Source organism: Enterobacter sp. MGH119, from assembly GCF_001037675.1.
Taxonomy (GTDB): domain Bacteria; phylum Pseudomonadota; class Gammaproteobacteria; order Enterobacterales; family Enterobacteriaceae; genus Enterobacter; species Enterobacter hormaechei_C.
Genome location: NZ_KQ089929.1, coordinates 63,418 through 88,065 on the forward strand (window position 1 = coordinate 63,418; position 24,648 = coordinate 88,065).

18 protein-coding genes are annotated in these 24,648 nt (G+C 56.4%); 16 read left to right on the plus strand and 2 right to left on the minus strand.

Annotated features, from left to right (window positions below; genetic code table 11):
• Positions 1-52: 52 nt before the first annotated feature.
• From SK53_RS00315 to SK53_RS00390, 16 genes are all read left to right on the plus strand, one after another.
• A complete protein-coding gene (locus SK53_RS00315; RefSeq protein ID WP_048208237.1) occupies positions 53-5,005 on the plus strand; it encodes an alpha-2-macroglobulin family protein in 4,953 nt (1,650 codons plus the stop codon).
• Position 5,006: 1 nt separating this feature from the next.
• Positions 5,007-7,334: a peptidoglycan glycosyltransferase PbpC gene (pbpC, locus tag SK53_RS00320; protein WP_048208239.1), complete on the plus strand. Its 2,328-nt coding sequence runs from the start codon at positions 5,007-5,009 to the stop codon at positions 7,332-7,334.
• Positions 7,335-7,422: 88 nt separating this feature from the next.
• Positions 7,423-9,801: a DMSO/selenate family reductase complex A subunit gene (locus SK53_RS00325; RefSeq protein ID WP_023325065.1), complete on the plus strand. Its 2,379-nt coding sequence runs from the start codon at positions 7,423-7,425 to the stop codon at positions 9,799-9,801.
• Entirely contained in the window at positions 9,798-10,427 is a 630-nt protein-coding gene (locus SK53_RS00330; protein ID WP_003860631.1) for a DMSO/selenate family reductase complex B subunit, read from the plus strand. Before SK53_RS00325 ends, SK53_RS00330 begins: the two co-directional genes overlap by 4 nt.
• Positions 10,420-11,199, plus strand: coding sequence for a dimethyl sulfoxide reductase anchor subunit family protein (locus tag SK53_RS00335; RefSeq protein WP_048208242.1), 780 nt, complete (start codon positions 10,420-10,422; stop codon positions 11,197-11,199). Before SK53_RS00330 ends, SK53_RS00335 begins: the two co-directional genes overlap by 8 nt.
• The gene (locus SK53_RS00340; protein ID WP_048208244.1) at positions 11,199-12,074 is read left to right on the plus strand and encodes a 4Fe-4S binding protein; all 876 of its coding nucleotides are present in this window, start codon (positions 11,199-11,201) and stop codon (positions 12,072-12,074) included. Before SK53_RS00335 ends, SK53_RS00340 begins: the two co-directional genes overlap by 1 nt.
• 124 nt (positions 12,075-12,198) lie before the next feature.
• Positions 12,199-12,630: a nucleoside-diphosphate kinase gene (ndk, locus tag SK53_RS00345; RefSeq protein ID WP_003860625.1), complete on the plus strand. Its 432-nt coding sequence runs from the start codon at positions 12,199-12,201 to the stop codon at positions 12,628-12,630.
• A gap of 147 nt (positions 12,631-12,777) precedes the next feature.
• On the plus strand, positions 12,778-13,944 hold the full coding sequence (locus SK53_RS00350) for a dual-specificity RNA methyltransferase RlmN (protein ID WP_003860623.1): 1,167 nt from the start codon (positions 12,778-12,780) through the stop codon (positions 13,942-13,944).
• Between the two features lie 291 nt (positions 13,945-14,235).
• On the plus strand, positions 14,236-15,243 hold the full coding sequence (gene rodZ / locus SK53_RS00355) for a cytoskeleton protein RodZ (RefSeq protein WP_023325062.1): 1,008 nt from the start codon (positions 14,236-14,238) through the stop codon (positions 15,241-15,243).
• Positions 15,244-15,269: 26 nt separating this feature from the next.
• Positions 15,270-16,388 carry a flavodoxin-dependent (E)-4-hydroxy-3-methylbut-2-enyl-diphosphate synthase gene (ispG, locus tag SK53_RS00360; RefSeq protein ID WP_003860619.1) on the plus strand — a complete coding sequence of 373 codons (1,119 nt, stop codon included), beginning with the start codon at positions 15,270-15,272 and terminating at the stop codon, positions 16,386-16,388.
• 81 nt (positions 16,389-16,469) lie between these two features.
• Positions 16,470-17,744, plus strand: a complete 1,275-nt coding sequence (gene hisS, locus SK53_RS00365; protein ID WP_022649001.1) for a histidine--tRNA ligase — start codon at positions 16,470-16,472, stop codon at positions 17,742-17,744.
• A 13-nt stretch (positions 17,745-17,757) separates the two neighbouring features.
• On the plus strand, positions 17,758-18,378 hold the full coding sequence (locus SK53_RS00370) for a YfgM family protein (RefSeq protein WP_003860614.1): 621 nt from the start codon (positions 17,758-17,760) through the stop codon (positions 18,376-18,378).
• A 10-nt stretch (positions 18,379-18,388) separates the two neighbouring features.
• Positions 18,389-19,567: an outer membrane protein assembly factor BamB gene (bamB, locus tag SK53_RS00375; protein WP_003860612.1), complete on the plus strand. Its 1,179-nt coding sequence runs from the start codon at positions 18,389-18,391 to the stop codon at positions 19,565-19,567.
• 112 nt (positions 19,568-19,679) lie between these two features.
• Positions 19,680-21,152, plus strand: a complete 1,473-nt coding sequence (der, locus tag SK53_RS00380) for a ribosome biogenesis GTPase Der (RefSeq protein WP_003860611.1) — start codon at positions 19,680-19,682, stop codon at positions 21,150-21,152.
• Between the two features lie 300 nt (positions 21,153-21,452).
• Complete coding sequence (locus SK53_RS00385; RefSeq protein WP_003860609.1) at positions 21,453-22,994, plus strand: peptide MFS transporter; 1,542 nt, start codon at positions 21,453-21,455, stop codon at positions 22,992-22,994.
• A gap of 58 nt (positions 22,995-23,052) precedes the next feature.
• Positions 23,053-23,274: a zinc ribbon domain-containing protein gene (locus tag SK53_RS00390; RefSeq protein ID WP_003860607.1), complete on the plus strand. Its 222-nt coding sequence runs from the start codon at positions 23,053-23,055 to the stop codon at positions 23,272-23,274.
• Here the strand turns inward: SK53_RS00390 and SK53_RS00395 are convergent.
• Positions 23,271-23,621, minus strand: coding sequence for a protealysin inhibitor emfourin (locus SK53_RS00395; RefSeq protein WP_003860606.1), 351 nt, complete (start codon positions 23,619-23,621; stop codon positions 23,271-23,273). The genes SK53_RS00390 and SK53_RS00395 overlap by 4 nt on opposite strands.
• Positions 23,621-24,640: a M4 family metallopeptidase gene (locus tag SK53_RS00400; RefSeq protein ID WP_039270201.1), complete on the minus strand. Its 1,020-nt coding sequence runs from the start codon at positions 24,638-24,640 to the stop codon at positions 23,621-23,623. Before SK53_RS00400 ends, SK53_RS00395 begins: the two co-directional genes overlap by 1 nt.
• Between the last annotated feature and the right edge of the window lie 8 nt (positions 24,641-24,648).

Genomic DNA, 24,648 nt, shown 5'->3' on the forward strand with positions numbered 1-24,648 from the left:
ATAATACTTATCCGGACGATGACCAACAGGCCCCTCAGGCCAGGGATACAGGATGAAACCGTTTCGCTTAGCTGCGATCTCTCTCGCGCTGCTCACCACCTTTACGCTTGTCGGCTGTGATAACAGCGACGACAAACCCCAGGCCGCTGCCCCCGCAGCGTCTACTGCATCAGAAAAGAAAACCCCGGCAACACCGGATCCTGAAAAGCTGGCTAAGCTGGCCGCGCAGAGTCAGGGTAAGGCGTTGACGCTGCTGGATGCCTCTGAAGTGCAACTCGACGGCGCCGCGACGCTGGTTCTGACCTTCTCTGTACCGCTGGATCCCAGCCAGGATTTTGCGAAAACGGTACATGTGGTGGATAAAAAAAGCGGCAAAGTGGACGGCGCCTGGGAACTGGCCCCCAATCTGAAAGAGCTGCGCCTGCGCCATCTGGAGCCGAATCGTAATCTGGTTGTCACCGTCGAACGTGATTTGCTGGCGCTGAACAAAGCGACATTCGGCATTGACTATGAAAAAGCGATCACCACCCGGGATGTTGAACCGACGGTCGGATTCGCCAGCCGCGGATCGCTGCTGCCGGGTAAAGTGGTGGAAGGGTTGCCGGTGATGGCGCTCAACGTCAACAATGTGGACGTGAACTTCTACCGCGTTAAGCCGGAGTCGCTGGCCTCGTTTGTCAGCCAGTGGGAGTACCGTAACTCGCTGACCAACTGGGAATCTGACAATCTGCTGAAGATGGCGGAACTGGTCTACACCGGCCGTTTCGACCTCAACCCGGCGCGCAACACGCGTGAAAAACTGCTCCTGCCGCTCAAAGATATTAAGCCGCTCCAGCAGTCTGGCGTCTATATCGCCGTGATGAATCAGGCTGGTCACTATAACTACAGTAACGCCGCGACGCTCTTTACCTTAAGTGATATTGGGCTGTCCGCTCACCGTTATCATAACCGCCTGGACATCTTCACCCAGAGTCTTGAAAACGGTGCGGCGCAGTCAGGCGTGACCATTACCCTTCTGAACGATAAAGGGCAGACTCTGGCCGAGGCGAACAGCGACGCCGATGGTCATGCGAAACTGGAAACCGATAAAGAAGCCGCGCTGATCCTTGCCAGTAAAGATGGCCAGACCACGCTTCTTGACCTCAAACTTCCGGCGCTGGATCTGGCGGAGTTTGATATCGCCGGTAACCCGGGTTACAGCAAACAGTTCTTTATGTTTGGCCCGCGCGATCTCTATCGTCCGGGTGAAACGGTGATCCTTAACGGCCTGCTTCGCGACAGCGATGGCAAACCGCTTCCCGAGCAGCCGGTAAAACTTGACGTGCTGCGTCCGGACGGACAGGTGGCGCGTACGGTCGTTGTGCAACCTGAGAATGGCCTTTATCGCTTCAACTATTCGCTTGATAGCGGCGCCCAGACCGGCATGTGGCATATTCGCGCGAATACGGGGGATAACCAGCAGCGCATGTGGGATTTCCACGTCGAAGATTTTATGCCTGAGCGTATGGCGCTGAATCTGACCGGGCAAAAAACGCCGGTTTCCCCGCAGGAGGATGTGGACTTTAACGTTGTGGGCTATTACCTGTACGGCGCGCCAGCTAACGGCAATTCTCTGCAAGGCCAGCTTTTCCTGCGTCCGCTACGTGACGCGGTGCCTGCGCTGCCTGGCTTCCAGTTCGGTGATATTGCCGAGGAGAACCTGAGCCGCAGCCTGGATGAAGTGCAGCTTACGCTGGACGAACAGGGGCGCGGACAGGTTACCACCGAAAGCCAGTGGAAAGAGGCGCACTCGCCGCTGCAACTGATTTTGCAGGCCAGCCTGCTGGAATCAGGTGGGCGTCCGGTAACGCGACGCGCTGAGCAGGCTATCTGGCCGGCGGCTGAGCTGCCGGGTATTCGCCCTCAGTTCGCCAGCAAGGCGGTTTACGACTACCGCACCGATACTACCGTCAACCAGCCGATCGTCGACGAGAACGGCAACGCCAGCTTCGACATCGTCTATGCCGATGCCAGCGGAGCCAAAAAGGCCGTTTCCGGATTACAGGTACGACTGATTCGCGAGCGTCGTGACTACTTCTGGAATTGGTCCGAGAGTGAGGGCTGGCAGTCTCAGTTTGATCAAAAAGATCTGGTTGAGGGCGAGCAGGAGCTAAACCTCAAGGCCGATGAAACCGGTAAAGTCACCTTCCCGGTGGAGTGGGGCTCATACCGTCTGGAAGTGAAAGCCCCTGATGACATGGTCAGCAGCGTGCGCTTCTGGGCAGGCTACAGCTGGCAGGATAACAGCGACGGCACCGGGGCCGCGCGCCCTGACCGCGTGACGCTGAAACTGGATAAGCCATCCTATCAGCCAGGCGATACCATCCAACTGCACATCGCCGCGCCGGCCGCAGGCAAGGGCTATGCGATGATCGAGTCCAGTGAAGGGCCGCTGTGGTGGAAAGAGATCGACGTACCGGCTAACGGTCTGGATCTCGCTATCCCGGTCGACAAGGCCTGGAAACGTCACGATCTCTATCTCAGCACGCTGGTGGTTCGTCCTGGCGATAAATCAAAATCCGCCACACCAAAACGGGCGGTTGGCCTGCTGCATCTGCCAATGGGGGACGAAAATCGTCGCCTGAACATCGCACTGGATAACCCGCAAAAAATGCGTCCGAACCAGACGCTTTCTGTGAAAGTGAAAGCCAGCGTAAAAGAGGGGGCTGTGCCACAGAAGGTGAACGTGCTGGTCTCGGCTGTCGATAGCGGCGTGCTGAACATTACCGACTACGTCACGCCGGATCCGTGGCAAGCTTTCTTCGGTCAGAAGCGCTATGGCGCGGACATCTATGATGTTTACGGCCAGGTGATTGAAGGTCAGGGACGTCTGGCCGCACTGCGCTTTGGCGGAGACGGCGATGAACTGAAACGCGGCGGTAAGCCACCGGTGAACCATGTCACCATTATTGCCCAGCAGGCGCAGCCGGTTACGCTTGATGCCAACGGCGAAGGTACCATCACGCTGCCGATTGGCGATTTCAACGGTGAACTGCGTCTGATGGCGCAGGCCTGGACGGAAGACGATTTCGGCAGCAGCGAAAGCAAAATCATTGTGGCGGCTCCGATTATCACCGAGCTTAACACGCCGCGGTTCCTCGCAAGTGGCGATACCTCCCGCCTGACGCTGGACCTGACTAACCTGACTGACCAGCCGCAAACGCTGAACATTGCGTTAACCGCAGCCGGTAAGTTGTCGCTCGAAGGTGCTCAGCCAGAGCCGGTTAAGCTGCCGCCTGGCGCACGTAGCACCCTGTTTATACCGGTGCGTGCCCTGGAGGGCTATGGCGATGGGCAAGTGACTGCTCAGGTGACGGGCCTTCAGCTCCCAGGTGAGACGTTTGCGCCGCAGCAGAAGAGCTGGAAAATTGGCGTGCGTCCCGCATTCCCGGCGCAAACCGTGAATACGGGCACGATGCTGAATCCTGGCGAATCCTGGAGTGCGCCAGCACAGCATATCGAAGGTTTCTCGCCTGCCACGCTACAGGGGCAACTGTTGCTCAGCGGTAAACCACCTTTGAACCTGGCGCGCTACATACGTGAACTTCAGGCCTATCCGTATGGATGTCTTGAGCAGACCACCAGCGGCCTGTTCCCGTCCCTCTACACCAACGCGGCACAGCTGAAGGCACTGGGCATTAAAGGCGATACCGACGATAAACGCCGTGCGGCCATTGATATCGGGATCTCCCGTCTGCTGCAAATGCAGCGTGACGATGGCGGTTTTGCCTTGTGGGATAAAAACGGCCCGGAAGAGTACTGGCTGACCGCCTATGTCACGGACTTCCTGGTGCGGGCAGGGGAGCAGGGTTACAGCGTGCCTGCCGAGGCGGTGAATAACGCCAACAGCCGACTGCTGCGCTATTTACAGGATCCGGGCATGATGTCCATCCGCTACAGCGACGACACCCAGGCCAGCAAATTTGCTGTCCAGGCGTATGCTTCGCTGGTGCTGGCGCGTCAGCAAAAAGCGCCGCTCGGTGCGCTGCGTGAAATCTGGGAGCGCCACGCTCAGGCTGCTTCCGGGCTTCCGTTGATGCAGCTGGGCATGGCACTCAAACTGATGGGGGATGCATCGCGCAGCCAGCAGGCGCTGGATCTGGCTCTCAAAACACCCCGTAACGACAGCCGAAACTGGATGGCGGATTACGGCAGCCAGCTGCGTGATAATGCCCTGATGCTCTCCCTGCTGGAAGAGTACAAGCTGCTGCCGGATGCGCAAAACAGGCTGCTGAACGCGTTATCTGAAGACGCGTTCAGCCAGCGCTGGCTGTCTACCCAGGAGAGCAATGCGCTGTTCCTGGCCGGACGATCACTGCAAACCTTGTCAGGTGCGTGGCAGGCAACGACCTCTCTCTCTGAACAGACCCAGAGCAGTGATAAAGCGCAGGTAGAAAACCTGAACGGCGATCAGATTGGTGCGTTGAAGATGACGAATACCGGCACTACGCCGCTGTGGGTACGACTGGACACTACTGGCTATCCGGAGTATGCGCCTCAGCCATCCTCTAATGTCTTGCAGATTGAACGTCATATCCTGGCGACAGACGGCAGCAGCAAGTCGCTCTCCTCTCTGAAGAGCGGTGAACTGGTTCTGGTATGGCTGGAAGTGAAGGCCAGCCAGAACGTGCCGGATGCGCTGGTGGTGGATCTGCTCCCGGCAGGTCTGGAGCTGGAAAACCAGAATCTGGCGAGCAGCAGCGCCAGCTTGCAGGACAGCGGCAGTGAAGTGCAAAACCTGCTGAATCAGATGCAACAGTCTGATATTCAGCACATGGAATTCCGCGACGATCGCTTTGTGGCCGCGGTGCCGGTCAATGAAGGTCAGCCGGTCACGCTGGTTTACCTGGCCCGTGCCGTTACGCCGGGAACCTACCAGGTGCCTGTTCCGATGGTCGAGTCCATGTACGTTCCGCAGTGGCGGGCAACGGGGGCGGCCAGTGGCCCGCTGATCGTTGTTCCGTAAGATGCGGATAGCACGCCTGATTCGCTCCCGCTGGCTGTGGCTGGCGGGAGCGCTTCTCGTTTCAGGGGGGCTGATTGTCGTCGCTGACCGCGTGTGGCCGTTGCCCCTGAAAGAGGTCAACCCTGCGCGAGTGGTGGTGGATGAGCAGGGTGTTCCGTTGTGGCGTTTTGCCGACAGCGAAGGCATCTGGCGCTATCCGGTTACCATTAAAGAGGTTTCCCCACGCTATCTTGAGGCGCTGATCCAGTATGAAGATCGCTGGTTCTGGGATCACCCGGGCGTCAATCCGCTATCTGTACTGCGTGCCGCCTGGCAGGATCTCACCTCCGGGAGAGTGGTTTCTGGCGGGAGCACGCTTACCATGCAGGTGGCACGCCTTCTGGATCCGCATCCGCGAACCTTTGGCGGTAAAATTCGTCAGCTGTGGCGGGCGATGCAGCTGGAGTGGCATCTCTCCAAGCGTGAAATCCTGACGCTGTATCTGAACCGTGCCCCGTTTGGCGGCACGTTGCAGGGCGTGGGCGCGGCAAGCTGGACTTACCTTGGCAAACCGCCGTCTCAGCTGAGCTATTCCGACGCGGCGCTGCTGGCTGTACTACCACAAGCACCCAGCCGTCTGCGCCCGGACCGCTGGCCGGAACGTGCCGAAGCGGCGCGGAACAAAGTACTCGACCGCATGCTGACTCAGGGCGTCTGGTCTGAGAAGCAGGTGAAAGAGTCCCGTGAAGAGCCGGTCTGGCTGGCCCCCCGGCAGATGCCGCAACTGGCGCCGCTCTTTTCCCGCATGATGCTGAGTAAAAGTCGTGACACAAAAATAGTCACCACGCTGGATGCAGCATTGCAACGACAGCTTGAAGAGCTGGCAATGAACTGGAAATCACGCCTGCCCGCCCGCAGTTCGCTGGCGATGATCGTCGTGGAACATACATCCATGAAAGTGCGTGGCTGGGTAGGCTCGGTAGATATCAATGATGACAGCCGTTTCAGCCACGTAGATATGGTCAATGCGATCCGATCGCCGGGATCGGTTCTCAAACCATTCATCTATGGCATGGCGCTGGACGATGGTCTGATCCATCCCGCTTCGTTATTACAGGATGTTCCAAGAAAAACGGGGGATTATCGTCCCGGCAACTTTGACAGCGGCTTCCATGGGCCGGTCAGTATGAGCGAAGCCCTGGTGCGTTCCCTCAACCTGCCTGCGGTGCAGGTTCTGGAAGCGTACGGCCCAAAACGTTTTGCCGGAATGCTGAGCAACGCGGGATTACCGCTCATTCTGCCTGCGGGGGCACAGCCCAACCTCTCTCTGATCCTGGGGGGCGCAGGCGCACGCCTGGATGATATCGCTGCCGCCTATAGCGCCTTTGCGCGTCAGGGTAAGGCGGGCCGGCTGCGTTTACAGCCGGGCGATCCGCTGATCGAACGTCCGCTGTTATCGCAGGGGGCGGCGTGGATTATTCGTCGCATTCTCGCTAATGAAGCACAGCCCCTGCCGGACAGTGCGCTGCCCCAGGTTGCGCCGCTGGCGTGGAAAACGGGCACCAGCTATGGCTACCGAGATGCCTGGGCCATCGGCCTGAATGCCCGCTATGTCATCGGAATCTGGACCGGACGCCCGGACGGCACGCCCGTTGCCGGGCAGTTTGGTTTCGCCAGCGCGGTACCGCTCCTGAATCAGGTCAATAACATGCTTCAGTCCCGCTCGATGGTGGATGAAGCGCGCCTGCCGCGCGATCCGCGTCCCGCAAGCGTAGGACGGGGCGTGATTTGCTGGCCGGGGGGCCAGTCCCTGCCTGAAGGGAGCGAAAACTGTCGGCGTCGGCTGTCAACCTGGCTGCTGGAAGGCAGTGAACCGCCTACGCTGCTGCTGCCGGAACAGGAAGGTATTCGTGGGATCCGTTTCCCGGTCTGGCTGGATAAAGAAGGCAAACGCGTTGCGGCGGATTGTCCTGATGCGACAGAAAAAGTGCTGGATGTCTGGCCGCTACCGCTGGAGCCATGGCTGCCTGCTGCCGAAAAACGGGCTGCTCGTCTCCCCGCCCGTTCAGCGATTTGCCCTCCGCTGGATAACCATAATGCGGCGCCGCTGATGTTGTCAGGCGTCAGAGAAGGGGCGGTAATTAAACGTCTTCCAGGTGAGAAAAATATTACCCTCAACGTTTCAACCAGCGGCGGGGAGGGGCAACGATGGTGGTTTTTGAATGGCGAACCGCTGGACGGGCATCAGAAGAATTATTCACTGCAATTATATTTGCCTGGTAAATATCAATTAATTTTATTAGATGAAACAGGACAAACGGTGACGGTGAATTTTGAATTAGATCGCTAAGTGTTACTCCTCAAGAGTTAGCTTGATAATTATCAATATTCGTTCCTGAAAAAAAACGAGAATGCGTTTTTATTTGAAGGAACGAGCAATGAAAAAAAATAAACATCAGGGAGAAGGGCTTATTCCCGCCATATCCCGGCGTCATTTTATTCAGGCAGGGTCGGCGCTCGCCGCCCTGCCGTTTGTCGTCAAAACCGGCAAAGTACAGGCACAGGACGCGGCGGTTTCAGACGCTACGCCTGAAGAAAAAGTGGTGCAAACCTGTAGTACGTTTGACTGCGGCGGCAAGTGTGATATTCGTGCTCACGTCAGTGATGGCGTTGTGACCCGAATTTCAACGCGACCGGATAACGCGCTGGATCCGCAGATGCCAGTGATGCGCGCCTGCGTTCGTGGTCGGGCTTATCGGAAATTTGTTTATCATCCCGATCGGCTTAAATATCCAATGAAACGCGTGGGTAAACGTGGCGAAGGAAAATTCGAACGTATTACCTGGGATGAAGCCACCACCCTTATTGCGAATCAATTAAAAACTATTACGCAAAAATACGGTGCTGCGTCACGCTATGTTCATGTGGGCACCGCGGTGTCCGGCGGGACCTTTTCCGGCGATAAAATGGTTCGTCGTCTGCTCAACTTAACCGGCGGCTATCTCGAAAGCTATCACTCGGTCAGTATGGGTAACACGGCGGCGGCAACGCCGTATACCTATGGCACCGCCGCCAGCGGCAGCTCTCTGGACACGCTGCTGGACACCAAACTGGTCATTCTCTGGGGGCATAACCCGACGGAAACCATCTTCGGGCACAGCAACCACTTCTACCAGAAGATGAAGCAAAACGGCACGCGCTTTATCGTTGTTGACCCACGCTATTCCGATACGGTTTCCTCCCTTGCCGATCAGTGGATCCCATTGCTTCCTGCCACGGACAACGCCCTGATGGACGCGATGATGTATGTGATCGTCACGGAGAATCTGCACGATCGCGACTTTATTCAACGCTACACCCTGGGCTTTGACGAAGACGCCATGCCAGAAGGCGTTCCGGCCAATGAATCCCTGATGGCTTACCTGAGCGGTGCAAAGGATGGCGTGGCGAAAACGCCCGAGTGGGCAGAGAAAATCACTCACGTGCCTGCACAAACTATTCGTCAGCTGGCGCGCGACTACGCAACCACCAAACCCGCCGCGCTGATCCAGGGCTGGGGACCGCAGCGTCACAACTGCGGCGAGCGCACCGCGCGCGGCTCGACGATACTGGCCACGCTGACGGGTAACGTTGGGGTGAAAGGCGGCTGGGCAGCAGGCTATGGAGGCTGCGCAAACCGCAAATTTGCGGCCGGGCCAGAGATGCCGGACAACCCGGTCAAAGCCAAAATTTCGGTCATGAACTGGGTGCAGGCTGCTGATGATGCTTCTAAGGTAACCGCGGAAGATGGCCTGAAGGATGCTGAGAAGCTGGACAGCAATATCCGCATCCTGTTCTCGCTGGCGGGCAATTATCTGGCTAACCAGAACCCGGATCTTCATCAGGCAACCCGTGTCCTGGAAGACGAGTCGAAAATCGAGTTTATCGTCGCAAGCGATCTGTTTATGACGCCTAGCGCCAGATACGCCGACCTGCTTTTGCCGGAAACCAGCTTTATGGAACGCTGGAATATCGGCGAAACCTGGGGCACGGCAAGCTATCTGATCCTGTCAGAAAAGCTCATTGAACCTGAATTTGAACGCCGTTCAGACTACGACTGGCTGCGGGAGGTCGCTGCTAAGCTTGGCGTCGAGCCAGCGTTCAGCGAGGGCCGTGACGAAAAAGCGTGGATTGAGCACATCTGGGAGCAGACGCGGCTGTCCATGCCGGATGAAAACCTGCCGGACTTCGCGACGCTACAGAAGACGCGTCAGCATCTTTTCAAAAGCGCGCCGTACGTTGCCTTTGAAGACAACATTCGCGATCCGCAGAATCATCCGTTCCCGACGCCGTCCGGAAAAATTGAGATCTTCTCGAAGCGTCTGTACGACATGCATCACCCGGAAATTCCGGCGCTGTCGCACTACGTGCCTGCCCATGAAGGGCCGGAAGACGAGCTGGCGAAAACCTTCCCGCTCCAGCTGATCACCTGGAAAGGGAAAAACCGCGCTAACTCCACCCAGTACGCCAACCCGTGGTTAATTGAGGCGCAGCAGCAAAAGCTGTGGATCAACCCGCAGGATGCGCAAAAGCGCGGCATTGCGCAGGGGGATACCGTGCGTATTCATAACGCGCGCGGCATTTGCGAGATCCCGGCGGAGGTCACGCCGCGCATCATTCCAGGCGTGGTGGCCATGCAGGCAGGCGCCTGGTGGCAGCCGGACGAGCAGGGTATCGATAAAGGCGGCTGCGCGAACGTGCTCAGTTCCGCCCGTATTACCGCGCTTGCGAAAGGGAATTCCCATCAAACCATGCTGGTGGAGGTAGCTAAAGCATGAGTCAGTTTAAACATTACGCACCGGTGAGCGACAAACAGCTGGGTTTTTATATCGACTCTTCTCGCTGCTCGGGCTGCAAGGCATGCCAGGTGGCGTGCAAAGATAAAAACAACCTTGAGGTCGGACGTCGTTTCCGTCGCGTTTATGAAGTCAATGGCGGGAATTTCATCCCAACCGGGCAGGGCGGCGTCAGCAACAATGTGTTTGCCTACACGCTCTCTATTTCCTGTAACCACTGTGCAGACCCAATCTGCACTAAAAACTGTCCGACCACGGCGATGCACAAGCGTCCGGGAGACGGCATTGTGCGCGTTGATACTGATAAGTGCGTCGGCTGCGGCTACTGCGCATGGTCTTGCCCTTACGGCGCGCCACAGCTCAACGAGCAGACCGGGCAGATGTCCAAATGTGATTTCTGCGTGGATCTCCAGGCGAAGGGAGAGCAGCCCGTCTGTGTGGCAACCTGTCCACTCGAAGCGATTAAATTCGGGCCGATTGATGAACTGCGGGCGAAGTATGGTGCGGTCTGTGATGTGAAAGGCCTGCCTGATTCCTCCATCACCAAACCAAACCTGGTGATCAAAGCGCATCAGGGCGCAGAGAAAGAGGGGAAACGTCATGCATGAGTTACCGCTGCTGATTTTTACGCTGTTCCTGCAAGGATCGGTTGGCGTTACGCTGTGGCTGGCGTTCGGAAGCACGCAACGTAGCGCGCTGCTGCCGGCTGCCGGAGCGTTTATGCTGGCGAGCCTGGGGCTGCTCGCCTCCGCGCTGCACATGGGCTATCCGCTTAATGCTTTTAACGCGCTGCGCCACGTATCCAGCTCCTGGCTGAGCCGTGAGATTATCTTTGCCAGTCTTTATCTTGCGGCGCTTGGCTTCGCAACGCTGCTGATGTTTGTCAAAAAGCCAGGCTGGAAGCCACTGTTGGTTGTGGCAGGTCTGGTTGGTTTAGTCGATGTGTTCTGCATGGCGCAGATCTACATGCACGCATCCGTGGTGACATGGCAGCATGTTAACACTCTGGTGCTGTTTATCGGTTCGGTGGGGATTATCGGCTCAGCCTGCATGGCCGTTGGGACGCGTTCCCAGTCAACCGTGCGTGCGGCGATTGTCATTATCACGCTGCTGGTGCTTGTGCGTCTGGTGATGCAGCCCGTCTGGCTGGCAGATATTACGGCTATGGACCACACCGTGGTGACGTTCCCTCATGCACCGCTACAGATGCTGGAGCAACTGCGAACCGTTCATCTGCTGAGCTGGTGCGTATCCGTTGCGGGTATGCTGTGCTTTGCTGCGGGCGGTCTGAAAGCGGCGCGATCTCCCATACTGCTGGGAGGCGCGTTGCTGATTGTCGGTGAGCTGATGCTGCGCTTTGTTTTCTTCAGTATTGGCTGATGGGCGGATTGACCTTTGCCCCGGCGATGGACGTGACGCATGCGTGCGTCCGTCGCCGTTTTCGCCACTCTTCCTGCCTCGCCTGCGCTGACGTCTGTCCTGTGCAGGCTTTTTCTTTTACCGACTCAGGCGTCTCGGTTGATGACAGCCGCTGTATTGAATGCGGTGACTGCCTGTTCGTCTGCCCCGCTGGGGCCATCACCGGCATCACGCCGCGAAAACGCTTTCTGAGTGGCGATACGCTTGTTGGGCCGTTTACTGACCGTGCGCCAGGGGTGAATGAGCTTCTGCTGTGGCACGCGCAGTACCACGTTCGTTTTATCAGTATCGACGCGGAGCAGAATCCTGACTGGTTGCTGGCTATTGCCCGGCTGAATCTGGCGCTTCGTCGACGCGGTGAAGCGGCGTGGGCGTTTAAACATATACCCGTCAACGAGGTTAATACCGCCCGGCGTGCGCTGATGCACGTTCCCCGTGAGGATGTCCGGGTCTGTAGCGTCGTGCCCGGTCAGCGTGAGCTGCGCAGGGCGTTTTCTGCGTTTAGCGAGGCAGAGATAACTCTCGATACCGAATCCTGCGTACTCTGCGGCGCGTGCTGGCGGAGTTGTACGGAAAACGCGATTCGGTTTGAGAACGCTGAACTGGTCGTGGAAACCGGACGCTGTACGGGGTGCGGCGGCTGCGAAGCGGTATGCCAGCATGCGGCGATAAACGTGACGCAAACAGAAGGAACAGCGAAAAGCGTGACCATACCGGCATATGAAGCCGTTTGCCTGACGTGCCACCGTCATTTCTGGTCATTTACGTCTGATGAAAAGCAGTGTCCGCTCTGTTTTCATCATCAACACGGTATGCGAAATACGAGCTGTTGCTAATCTTCGTCTCATTTTAAAAAAATGTTATGCATAACCATAGGCAATGGCGCTATTGCTCTTTATAATCCGCGCCACACCATACTCAGGTATGCAAAAACAACAGAACATTTTACAGAGGTTATCAATGGCTATTGAACGTACTTTTTCCATCATCAAACCAAACGCGGTGGCAAAAAACGTTATTGGCAGCATCTTCGCTCGCTTTGAATCAGCAGGGTTTAAGATCGTTGGCACCAAAATGCTGCACCTGACCGTTGAACAGGCTCGCGGTTTCTACGCTGAGCACGAAGGTCGCCCATTCTTTGACGGTCTGGTCGAGTTCATGACTTCTGGCCCAATCGTGGTATCCGTACTGGAAGGCGAAAACGCGGTACAGCGTCACCGCGATCTGCTGGGTGCAACCAACCCGGACAACGCGTTGGCAGGTACTCTGCGCGCCGACTACGCAGACAGCTTCACCGAGAACGGCACCCACGGTTCCGACTCTGTTGAATCTGCTGCGCGCGAAATCGCGTTCTTCTTCGCTGAAGGCGAAGTGTGCCCGCGCACTCGCTAATAATTTCGTAAATGCTGCGTGCAAACGTGGCATCCCTGCGCCAGACTTTGTACAATGCAACGCCCCGGACGAGCAGACTGCTTACCGGGGCGTTTCTTTTCAACCCACCAAGGGCCACAACGTGTAACAACGAGGCCGGAAAAAATTATGTCTGAATTAGTGAATACCTCCGAAGTCGCCATTCCTGCGGTTCCCAATAAAAATGGAAAAATTAACCTGCTGGACCTGAACCGTCAGCAGATGCGCGAGTTCTTTAAAGAGATGGGCGAGAAGCCGTTTCGTGCCGATCAGGTCATGAAATGGATGTACCACTATTGCAGCGACAACTTTGATGACATGACGGACATCAACAAAGTGCTGCGCAATAAGCTTAAAGAAGTGGCTGAAATCCGCGCACCGGAAGTGGTGGAAGAGCAGCGCTCTTCAGATGGCACCATCAAGTGGGCCATTGCCGTTGGCGATCAGCGCGTTGAAACCGTGTATATCCCGGAAGACGATCGCGCCACGCTGTGCGTCTCTTCTCAGGTGGGCTGTGCGCTGGAGTGCAAATTCTGCTCTACGGCGCAGCAGGGCTTTAACCGTAACCTGCGCGTGTCGGAAATCATCGGCCAGGTCTGGCGTGCCGCGAAAATCGTGGGCGCGGCGAAAGTCACCGGTACACGTCCAATCACCAACGTGGTGATGATGGGGATGGGTGAACCGCTGCTCAACCTGACCAACGTCGTTCCGGCGATGGAAATTATGCTCGACGATTTCGGTTTTGGCCTGTCCAAGCGCCGCGTTACGCTCTCTACTTCCGGCGTGGTGCCTGCGCTGGACAAACTGGGCGATATGATTGACGTTGCGCTGGCCATCTCTCTTCACGCGCCAAACGACGCCATCCGTGACGAAATTGTGCCGATCAACAAAAAGTACAATATCGAAACCTTCCTGGCTGGCGTGCGCCGTTACCTGGAGAAATCCAACGCTAACCAGGGCCGCGTGACCATTGAATACGTGATGCTGGATCATGTTAACGACGGTACCGAGCATGCACATGAGCTGGCTGAACTGCTTAAAGATACGCCATGCAAGATCAACCTGATCCCATGGAACCCGTTCCCGGGCGCGCCGTATGGCCGTAGCTCGAACAGCCGTATCGATCGCTTCTCAAAAGTGCTGATGGAGTATGGTTTCACCACCATCGTACGTAAAACTCGTGGCGACGATATCGACGCAGCCTGTGGCCAGCTGGCGGGTGACGTTATTGACCGTACCAAGCGTACGCTGCGTAAGCGTATGCAGGGTGAGTCAATCGCGGTTAAAACCGTTTGATTATTATGCAGACACGGCGCATTTTTTGCGCCGTGAAGCATTAATTTACTGAATATTCAGTCACAATCATTACGACTGATTAATAATTACGGTGCGTTTCATACGACTTTCGGGCAGTATGTAACGACGTAACAACAGTTTAGCGTGAAGGCCTGCCAGCGCTGTCATCTGCGGCCCGACAGTCTTATACTGTTTGTTCCAGGTTAACTGACCTAAAGTTTCGCGGTGCGGGTGGCATTGTGACTCACCGGCACCTGAACCCTTATTTTCACGTACCAGTAGTTGTAGCGAATGAATACTGAAGCCACTCACGATCAAAATGCAGCACTCTCCACTGGCGTTCGTCTTCGCAACGCCCGTGAACAACTCGGACTTAGCCAGCAAGCCGTTGCAGAACGCCTGTGCCTGAAGGTTTCCACCGTTCGCGATATTGAAGAAGATAAGGCACCCGCCGATCTGGCTTCAACGTTTCTGCGCGGTTATATCCGTTCTTACGCCAAACTGGTTCATATCCCTGAAGACGAATTACTGCCGATGATGGAGAAGCAGGCGCCTGTGCGTGCGGCAAAAGTTGCGCCGATGCAAAGCTTCTCTCTGGGAAAACGTCGTAAAAAACGCGATGGCTGGCTGATGAGCTTTACCTGGCTGGTCCTGTTTGTGGTTGTCGGCCTGACGGGCGCATGGTGGTGGCAAAACCACAAAGCGCAGCAGGAAGAGATCACCACCATGGCCGATCAGTCCTCCGCTGAGCTTAATCAGTCTGGTAATAACGGCGCGCAAAGCGTGCCGTTGAGCACCGAAGGGGCGACCTCCAGCGAACCTCAGTCGGCAGCAAGCAACACGCCTGCAACCGAGCCAGCGGCGACGCCAGAAGCGACGGCGAATACCGCGCCAGCCACCCAGACCCAGGATCAGAACGCGGTCGTATCACCTTCTCAGGCCAATGTTGATACCGCCCCTGCGGCAACGGCACCGGCAGAGAACACCGCGGCGTCACTGCCAACTGACCCGGCTGGCACGGCGGCACCTGCCGTGGACCCGAATGCGCTGGTGATGAATTTTACGGCTGATTGCTGGCTGGAAGTGACTGACGCGACAGGTAAAAAGCTGTTCAGCGGCCTGCAACGTAAAGATGGCACGTTAAATCTAACGGGCCAGGCACCTTACAAGCTTAAAATCGGCGCACCGGCAGCGGTACAGATCCAGTATCAAGGAAAACCTGTCGATCTGAGCCGCTTTATCAGAACTAACCAGGTTGCGCGTCTTACCGTTAATGCCGAACAATCAGCAGCACAGTAACAGACGGGCAATGCGGGAGATTTTACATGCATAACCAGGCTCCTATTCAACGTAGAAAATCGAAACGGATTTACGTTGGGAACGTGCCAATCGGCGATGGGGCGCCTATCGCCGTCCAGTCGATGACCAATACGCGTACTACGGATGTAGAAGCGACGGTCAATCAAATCAAAGCATTAGAACGCGTCGGCGCGGACATCGTTCGCGTCTCTGTGCCTACCATGGACGCCGCCGAGGCGTTCAAACTGATCAAGCAGCAGGTGAGTGTTCCGCTGGTTGCCGATATTCACTTCGATTACCGTATCGCGCTGAAAGTCGCTGAATACGGTGTCGATTGTCTGCGTATTAACCCAGGCAACATCGGCAACGAAGAGCGCATTCGCATGGTGGTTGACTGCGCCCGCGACAAAAACATTCCAATCCGTATCGGCGTGAACGCTGGCTCTCTGGAAAAAGATCTCCAGGAAAAGTACGGTGAGCCGACGCCGCAGGCGCTGCTCGAATCCGCCATGCGTCACGTCGATCACCTGGATCGCCTTAACTTCGATCAGTTCAAAGTGAGCGTCAAAGCGTCTGACGTCTTCCTGGCCGTTGAATCGTATCGTCTGCTGGCAAAACAGATCGATCAGCCGCTGCACCTTGGCATCACCGAGGCGGGCGGTCTGCGCAGCGGTTCGGTAAAATCGGCGATTGGTCTCGGCCTGCTGCTCTCTGAAGGCATCGGTGACACGTTACGCGTCTCCCTGGCCGCCGATCCGGTGGAAGAGATCAAAGTCGGTTTCGACATCCTGAAATCACTGCGTATCCGCGCGCGTGGGATCAACTTCATCGCCTGCCCAACCTGTTCACGTCAGGAGTTTGACGTGATCGGCACCGTGAATGCTCTGGAGCAGCGCCTGGAAGACATCATCACCCCGATGGACGTTTCCATCATCGGCTGCGTGGTGAACGGTCCGGGTGAAGCGCTGGTGTCCACGCTGGGCGTGACCGGCGGTAACAAGAAAAGTGGTCTCTATGAGGATGGCGTTCGTAAAGATCGTCTGGATAATAGTGATATGATCGACCAGCTCGAAGCCCGCATTCGTGCAAAAGCGACGATGATGGACGAAGCGCAGCGCATCAGCGTTCAGCAGGTTGAAAAATAACGTGATGGGAAGCAGGCTGCTTCCCATGTATGATTGAACCCATTCTTTGGGTTCTTTTTTGTATATAGAAAGAGAATAAACGTGGCAAAAAACATTCAAGCCATCCGCGGCATGAACGATTATCTGCCTGGCGAAACCGCCATCTGGCAGCGCATTGAAGGCACACTGAAGCAGGTGCTCGGCAGCTACGGTTACAGCGAAATTCGTTTGCCGATTGTAGAGCAGACCCCGTTATTCAAACGCGCGATCGGCGAAGTAACCGACGTGGTTGAAAAAGAGATGTATACCTTTGAGGACCGCAACGGCGACAGCCTGACCCTGCGTCCTGAGGGGACGGCGGGTTGCGTACGCGCCGGCATCGAACATGGTCTCCTGTACAATCAGGAGCAGCGCCTGTGGTATATCGGCCCGATGTTCCGCCACGAACGTCCGCAAAAAGGCCGCTACCGTCAGTTCAACCAGCTTGGCGTGGAAGTGTTTGGTCTGCAAGGACCAGATATCGATGCTGAACTGATTATGCTTACTGCCCGCTGGTGGCGTGCGCTCGGTATTTCTGAGCACGTATCCCTGGAGCTGAACTCTATCGGTTCTCTGGAAGCGCGTGCGAACTATCGCGATGCGCTGGTGGCGTTCCTGGAACAGCACAAAGAGAAGCTCGACGAAGACTGTAAGCGTCGTATGTACAGCAACCCGCTGCGCGTACTCGATTCCAAAAATCCTGACGTACAGGCGCTGCTGAATGATGCGCCAGCGCTGGGTGACTACCTGGATGAGGATTCCCGCGAACACTTTGCCGGCCTGTGCAAGCTGCTTGAAGCGGCGGGCATTGCTTATACCGTTAACCAGCGTCTGGTGCGCGGTCTGGACTACTACAACCGCACCGTATTTGAGTGGGTCACCACCAGCCTCGGTTCGCAGGGCACCGTCTGTGCTGGCGGTCGTTATGACGGTCTGGTCGAGCAACTGGGTGGTCGCGCAGCACCGGCAGTAGGCTTCGCGATGGGCCTTGAGCGACTTGTTTTGCTGGTTCAGGCAGTTAATCCGGAATTTAAAGCCGATCCTGTTGTCGATATATACCTGGTGGCCTCAGGTGCGGATACGCAGTCTGCGGCAATGCAGCTTGCCGAACGCGTGCGCGATGCGCTGCCGGACGTTAAGCTGATGACCAACCACGGCGGCGGCAACTTTAAAAAACAGTTTGCTCGTGCCGATAAGTGGGGCGCAAGTATCGCACTGGTGCTGGGTGAGTCCGAAGTGGCCAACGGCGAAGTGGTAGTTAAAGACCTGCGCTCTGGTGAGCAAACTACGGTAACGCAGGATGGCGTTGCGGCGCACTTGCGCACTCTATTGGGCTAAGGAGAAGGACTGCGTGGAAATTTACGAGAACGAACACGACCAGGTTGATGCGGTTAAACGCTTCTTTGCTGAAAACGGCAAGGCACTGGTTGTAGGGGTTATTTTAGGTGTTGGTGCGCTGGTAGGCTGGCGTTACTGGAACAATCATCAGGCTGACTCTGCTCGCGGTTCGTCCCTGAACTACGAAAATACCGTTAGCGCAATCCGTGCCGATCAGCCGCAAACGCTGACGGCTGCGGAGAAATTTGCCGCTGACAACAAAAACACCTACGGCGCGCTGGCTGCGCTGGAAGTGGCTCAGCAGTATGTTGATAAAAACGAACTGGACAAAGCCGCTGCGCAACTGTCTCAGGGGCTTGCTGCTGCCAGTGACGATAATCTGAAAGCGGTGATCAATCTGCGTCTGGCGCGTATCCAGGTTCAGCAGAAAAAAGCCGACGACGCGCTCAAAACGCTTGATACCATTAAAGGCGAAGGCTTTGCCGCTATTGTTGCCGATCTTCGCGGTGAAGCACTGCTGAGTAAGGGTGATAAAGCGGGCGCGCGTAAAGCGTGGCAAGCTGGCGTGGATAGTAAAGCTTCACCTGCGCTGAGCGAAATGATGCAGATGAAAATAAATAATTTGTCCGTCTGAGAGGGACCCAATGCAATTGCGTAAATTACTTCTGCCAGGACTGCTTTCTGTTACGTTATTGAGTGGTTGTTCACTGTTCAGTGGCGAAGAAGACGTTGTTAAAATGTCCCCGCTGCCGACGGTTGAAAACCAGTTCACCCCATCCACCGCCTGGGACACTTCCGTAGGCGATGGTATTGGCGATTTTTATTCCAACCTGCACCCGGCATTTGCTGACGGCGTTGTCTATGCGGCCGATCGCAAAGGCACCGTTAAAGCGCTGAACGCTGATGACGGAAAAGAAGTGTGGTCCATTAACCTGGCGGAAAAAGACGGCTGGTTCTCCCGTAAACCTGCACTGCTTTCTGGCGGCCTGACCGTTACTGGCGGTCACGTGTATGTGGGCAGCGAAAAAGCGCAGGTTTACGCGCTGAATGCCAGCGACGGTTCGGTTGCATGGCAGACCACCGTTGCCGGTGAATCCTTGTCGCGTCCGGTTGTCAGCGACGGCCTGGTGCTGATCCATACCAGCAACGGCCAGTTGCAGGCGCTGAACGAAGCCGATGGTCTGGTAAAATGGACGGTTAACCTGGATATGCCAGCGCTGTCTCTGCGTGGTGAATCTGCTCCGGCGACCGCATTTGGTGCCGCCATTGTGGGCGGTGACAACGGCCGTGTCAGCGCGGTACTGATGCAGCAGGGCCAGATGATCTGGCAGCAGCGTATTTCCCAGGCGACCGGTTCAACTGAAATCGACCGTCTGAGTGACGTGGACACCACGCCAGTTATCGTCGACGGTGTGGTTTACGCGCTGGCGTATAACGGCAACCTGACGGCGCTGGACCTGCGTAGCGGCCAGATCATGTGGAAACGTGAGCTGGGTTCCGTGAACGATTTCATCGTCGACGGCAACCGTATTTATATGGTGGATCAGAACGACCGCCTGCTGGCGCTGAGCACCGAAGGTGGCGTAACGCTGTGGACGCAAAGCGATCTGCTGCACCGTCTGCTGACCGCACCGGCACTGTATAACGGCAGCCTGGTGGTGGGCGACAGCGAAGGCTATATGCACTGGATCGATCCAGAGAATGGCCGCTTCGTGGCACAGCAGAAAGTGGATAGCTCAGGCTTCCTGACGGAGCCCGTTGTGGCTGACGGCAAACTGCTGATTCAGGCAAAAGACGGCACGCTGTACGCGATCACGCGTTAATTACACGGCGGTTGTAGTATACTAAACGGCTCCTGTTCACTCAGGAGCCGTTTTGACATTTTTAAAAACGCTGCGAAAGCGACGTTATTTTGAATTTTATGAGGCTTCAAACATGGTACCTGTGGTCGCGCTTGTCGGGCGCCCTAACGTTGGAAAATCCACTCTTTTTAACCGTTTAACACGCACCCGTGATGCGCTGGTTGCGGATTTCCCGGGGCTGACGCGTGACCGTAAGTACGGTCGTGCAGAGGTGGAAGGACGCGAGTTCATCTGTATCGATACCGGGGGTATTGACGGTACGGAAGACGGCGTAGAAACCCGCATGGCAGAGCAATCTCTGCTGGCTATCGAAGAAGCAGATGTGGTTCTGTTTATGGTGGATGCTCGCGCTGGCCTGATGCCCGCGGATTCTGCTATCGCTAAACATCTGCGTTCACGCGAAAAGCCAACCTTCCTGGTGGCGAACAAAACTGACGGCATCGATGCCGATCAGGCCATTGCGGATTTCTGGTCTTTAGGCCTGGGCGATATTTATCCTATCGCGGCCTCGCATGGCCGTGGCGTCACCAGCCTGCTGGAAACCGTTCTGCTGCCGTGGGTTGATGAAGTAAACCCACCGGAAGAGGTGGACGAGGACGCTGAATACTGGGCGCAGTTTGAAGCCGGAGAAGAAGGAGAGGAAGAGCCGGAAGACGACTTCAACCCGCAGGATCTGCCTATCAAGCTGGCTATCGTGGGTCGCCCAAACGTGGGTAAGTCTACGCTTACTAACCGTATTCTCGGCGAAGAGCGCGTGGTGGTTTACGACATGCCAGGCACAACGCGTGACAGCATCTACATTCCAATGCAGCGCGATGAACGTGAGTACGTACTTATCGACACCGCAGGGGTGCGTAAGCGCGGGAAAATCACCGATGTGGTGGAAAAATTCTCGGTGATCAAGACCCTTCAGGCGATTGAAGACGCCAACGTGGTGCTGCTGGTTATTGACGCACGTGAAGGTATCTCCGATCAGGATCTCTCTCTGCTCGGCTTTATCCTCAATAGTGGGCGCTCACTGGTTATCGTCGTCAACAAGTGGGACGGCCTGAGCAATGAAGTGCGCGAGCAGGTGAAAGAGACACTGGACTTCCGTCTGGGCTTTATCGACTTTGCCCGCGTTCACTTCATCTCTGCCCTGCACGGGAGTGGTGTCGGCAACCTGTTCGAATCCGTTCGCGAAGCCTATGACAGCTCTACCCGCCGTCAGAGCACGGCGATGCTGACCCGTATCATGAACATGGCTGCTGAAGACCACCAGCCGCCGCTGGTGCGCGGTCGTCGCGTGAAGCTGAAATATGCTCACGCCGGGGGATATAACCCGCCTATCGTGGTGATCCACGGTAACCAGGTGAAGGATCTGCCGGACTCCTACAAACGCTACCTGATGAACTACTTCCGCAAGTCGCTGGACGTGATGGGTACGCCTATCCGTATTCAGTTCAAGGAAGGGGAAAACCCGTTTGCGAATAAACGCAACACCCTGACGCCGAACCAGATGCGTAAGCGTAAACGTTTGATTAAGCACATTAAGAAAAGCAAATAATCCTTACCGATCTCACTAAAACCCGCGCCTGTCGCGGGTTTTTTTTCGCTCATTCAAAAGGCCCGCCTTCCCTGTGTGATGTCAATCACTATTCGCTTTGAACCATGTTTATATCTAAGAAAGTAGACAATCGTCGAATTTTCGTCTTAAAGTCCAGGGTTCGGTACTAGACAAAACTAGCGCCTGGTTATCAAATGGTTAACCAACATTTCGCCGCATGTAAAAAATCGATCGGATACGTAACCGTTCGGCGTACATGCTGGTGTTTACAAGCACGACACATACCTTTTCGGGAGAATTATGCAATCCTCTGTTAATCAAAAAGAGAGCCGAACCTTCTTCGGCCATCCTTATCCGCTCGGTTCGCTGTTCTTCACCGAGATGTGGGAGCGTTTCTCGTTTTACGGTATTCGCCCGCTACTGATCCTGTTTATGGCCGCCACCGTGTATGACGGCGGAATGGGCCTGGCGCGTGAAAACGCCTCGGCGATTGTCGGTATTTTTGCCGGCACCATGTACCTCGCCGCGCTGCCGGGCGGCTGGCTGGCGGATAACTGGCTCGGCCAGCAGCGGGCCGTCTGGTACGGTTCGATTTTGATTGCGCTTGGGCACCTGTCGATTGCCCTGTCGGCCATCATGGGCGACAACCTGTTCTTCATCGGCCTGATGTTTATCGTGCTCGGCTCCGGCCTGTTCAAGACCTGTATCTCGGTCATGGTGGGGACACTGTACAAAAAGGGCGATGCGCGTCGTGACGGCGGTTTCTCGCTGTTCTATATGGGCATCAACATGGGCTCGTTCATTGCCCCTCTGATTTCCGGCTGGCTGATTAAAACCCACGGCTGGCACTGGGGCTTTGGTATCGGTGGTATTGGGATGCTGGTCGCCCTGATTATCTTCCGCGTGTTTGCCGTTCCGGCCATGAAGCGTTACGACAGCGAAGTCGGTCTGGACTCCACCTGGAACAGTCCGGTAGTGAAACGTAACGGCGTGGGCGCCTGGCTGCTGGCGCTGGCTGTGGGTGTTGCAATCATCGTTACGTTGATTGCCCAGGGCGTGATTGTGATTAATCCGGTCGCGGTCGCCAGCGTGCTGGTGTATGTGATTGCCGCCTCCGTCGCGCTCTACTTCATCTATCTGTTCATCTTCGCCGGGCTGAATCGCAAAGAGCGCGCAAGGCTGCTGGTGTGCTTTATTCTGCTGGTCTCCGCCGCGTTCTTCTGGTCCGCGTTCGAGCAGAAGCCAACCTCCTTCAACCTGTTCGCCAACGACTACACTAACCGCATGATCGGTGATTTTGAGATCCCGGCGGTGTGGTTCCAGTCGATTAATGCCCTGTTCATCATTCTGCTGGCCCCGGTATTTAGCTGGGCATGGCCGAAGCTGGCGAGCAAAAACATTCGTCCGAGCAGCATCACCAAGTTCGTGATCGGTATTCTGTGTGCAGCGGCGGGCTTTGGCCTGATGATGCTGGCGGCGCAGAACGTACTGAGCAACGGTGGGGCAGGGGTTTCTCCGTTCTGGCTGGTGGGTAGTATCCTGATGCTGACGCTCGGGGAACTGTGCCTGAGTCCGATTGGTCTGGCGACCATGACCCTGCTGGCGCCGGAAAGAATGCGCGGCCAGATGATGGGCCTGTGGTTCTGCGCCAGTGCGCTGGGTAACCTGGCTGCGGGGCTGATTGGCGGTCACGTGAAGGCCGACCAGCTGGATATGCTGCCAGACCTGTTTGCCCGTTGCTCCATCGCGCTGCTGATTTGTGCTGCGGTGCTGATCGTCCTCATTGTTCCGGTACGTCGCATGCTGGAAAATGCGCAAACTAAACCGGCTACCGAAGCCTGATACTATTCAGTCTGCCGGGGCAGTTGTCCTGTCCCGGCCCAACTCAACAGGAGAGAGCATGTCGATTACCTGTCCGGATTGCCACGCAGCGCTCGAGCCGCAAAACGGTATCGCGCACTGCGACAGCTGCAATAAAGATATTCCCCTCGAAGCGCGCTGCCCTGACTGCCATCAGCCGCTTCAGGTACTCAAGGCCTGCGGCGCGGTGGATTACTTCTGTCAGAACGGCCACGGGCTGATCTCAAAAAAACGCGTCGAGTTCGTCAGGGCTGGGGCTTAATCGCACACGCAGCCTTCTCCTTTTTGCCATAGCTCGATCAGCGATTCCGGCGCTTCCTGCTCCGGAACCAGCACAATAATATCGGTATACTGCGCCTGATTGTGCCGGGTCCAGATTATCTGAATGCGAAAATAGCGCTGATCGCCGCTGCCCGGAGACGACGCCTGGCCCGGTGGCTGTCCGCGCGGGATAGCCTGTTCCAGAATATTCACCACGCGCTGACGCTGCGCCTCGTTGAGCGTGGAGAGGGCGATCGTGCGCTGACCGCTCAGCTTAGGAATAAAGGCGACGCCGCCTTCCCGGGCCAGCTCAACCACGGCGTCATCCGTCAGTTCCGGTACCTGCATTACAGTACTCCCACCTGTTCCCAGGCTTGTTTAATGGCCGCCCCAACGTCGCTACCGGAGCGTTTCTCGCCGTGGGCGATCGTCAGTTTTGCGAAAGCGTCAAAATCCGCATCCTGCGCCAGGTTGCGATCGCAAACCGTGTCGTACCAGGCATAACCCGCTTTTTCCCAGGCGTAGCCACCGATTGCCGTTGCGGCCAGGTAAAACGCCCGGTTGGGGATGCCAGAGTTAAGATGCACGCCGCCGTTATCCTCGCGCGTTTTGATGAAGTCTTTCATGTGCGCGGGCTGCGGGTCTTTGCCGAGCAGCGGATCGTCGTAGGCGGTACCGGGTTCAGACATGGAACGTAGCCCTTTCCCGTTGATACCCTCCGCCAGCAGACCCTCACCAATCAGCCAGTCTGCCCGATCGGCGGTTTGCTTAAGATGGTATTGCTTCACCAGCGAGCCAAACACGTCTGACAGCGACTCGTTTAGCGCGCCCGACTGTTCAAAATAAATCAGCCCGGCTTCGGTCTCGGTCACGCCGTGGCTAAGCTCATGCGCCACCACGTCGATGGCAATGGTGAAGCGGTTGAAGATTTCCCCGTCGCCATCGCCAAAGACCATCTGCTGGCCGTTCCAGAAGGCGTTTTGATACTCACGGCCGTAATGCACGGTGCCGGTCAGGATCAGCCCCTTATTATCGAGCGAATCCCGCTGATACTCCTTCCAGAAGAAATCATGGGTGATCCCCAGATAATCGTACGCTTCATCCACCGCCACATCGCCGTTGGAGGGCTGGCCTTCATAGCGCACCTGGCTACCCGGCAGCTCCTGGGTCTGTTTCGCATCGTAGATGTCACGCTCAAGCTGACCGGCTTTATTCACATGCGGCGCGGCGGGTTTGCCCGGCATATGCGCCATCAGGGTTTGCACATGGGTTAATGTCTGACGGGCGCAGCGCTGCTGGGGCTCTGAACCGCTTTCGATAATACGACGAAGAATATACGGAGGGATGACGCTATGAAGATGGGGCATGCTGCTCT

Bases quoted from the DNA above. Each gene is read 5' to 3' on its own strand.
- SK53_RS00315 (WP_048208237.1), top strand. From the start codon at position 53: ATGAAACCGTTTCGCTTAGCTGCGATCTCTCTCGCGCTGCTCACCACC.
- pbpC (WP_048208239.1), top strand. From the start codon at position 5,007: ATGCGGATAGCACGCCTGATTCGCTCCCGCTGGCTGTGGCTGGCGGGA.
- SK53_RS00325 (WP_023325065.1), top strand. From the start codon at position 7,423: ATGAAAAAAAATAAACATCAGGGAGAAGGGCTTATTCCCGCCATATCC.
- SK53_RS00330 (WP_003860631.1), top strand. From the start codon at position 9,798: ATGAGTCAGTTTAAACATTACGCACCGGTGAGCGACAAACAGCTGGGT.
- SK53_RS00335 (WP_048208242.1), top strand. From the start codon at position 10,420: ATGCATGAGTTACCGCTGCTGATTTTTACGCTGTTCCTGCAAGGATCG.
- SK53_RS00340 (WP_048208244.1), top strand. From the start codon at position 11,199: ATGGGCGGATTGACCTTTGCCCCGGCGATGGACGTGACGCATGCGTGC.
- ndk (WP_003860625.1), top strand. From the start codon at position 12,199: ATGGCTATTGAACGTACTTTTTCCATCATCAAACCAAACGCGGTGGCA.
- SK53_RS00350 (WP_003860623.1), top strand. From the start codon at position 12,778: ATGTCTGAATTAGTGAATACCTCCGAAGTCGCCATTCCTGCGGTTCCC.
- rodZ (WP_023325062.1), top strand. From the start codon at position 14,236: ATGAATACTGAAGCCACTCACGATCAAAATGCAGCACTCTCCACTGGC.
- ispG (WP_003860619.1), top strand. From the start codon at position 15,270: ATGCATAACCAGGCTCCTATTCAACGTAGAAAATCGAAACGGATTTAC.
- bamB (WP_003860612.1), top strand. From the start codon at position 18,389: ATGCAATTGCGTAAATTACTTCTGCCAGGACTGCTTTCTGTTACGTTA.
- der (WP_003860611.1), top strand. From the start codon at position 19,680: ATGGTACCTGTGGTCGCGCTTGTCGGGCGCCCTAACGTTGGAAAATCC.
- SK53_RS00385 (WP_003860609.1), top strand. From the start codon at position 21,453: ATGCAATCCTCTGTTAATCAAAAAGAGAGCCGAACCTTCTTCGGCCAT.
- SK53_RS00390 (WP_003860607.1), top strand. From the start codon at position 23,053: ATGTCGATTACCTGTCCGGATTGCCACGCAGCGCTCGAGCCGCAAAAC.
- SK53_RS00395 (WP_003860606.1), bottom strand. From the start codon at position 23,621: ATGCAGGTACCGGAACTGACGGATGACGCCGTGGTTGAGCTGGCCCGG.
- SK53_RS00400 (WP_039270201.1), bottom strand. From the start codon at position 24,640: ATGCCCCATCTTCATAGCGTCATCCCTCCGTATATTCTTCGTCGTATT.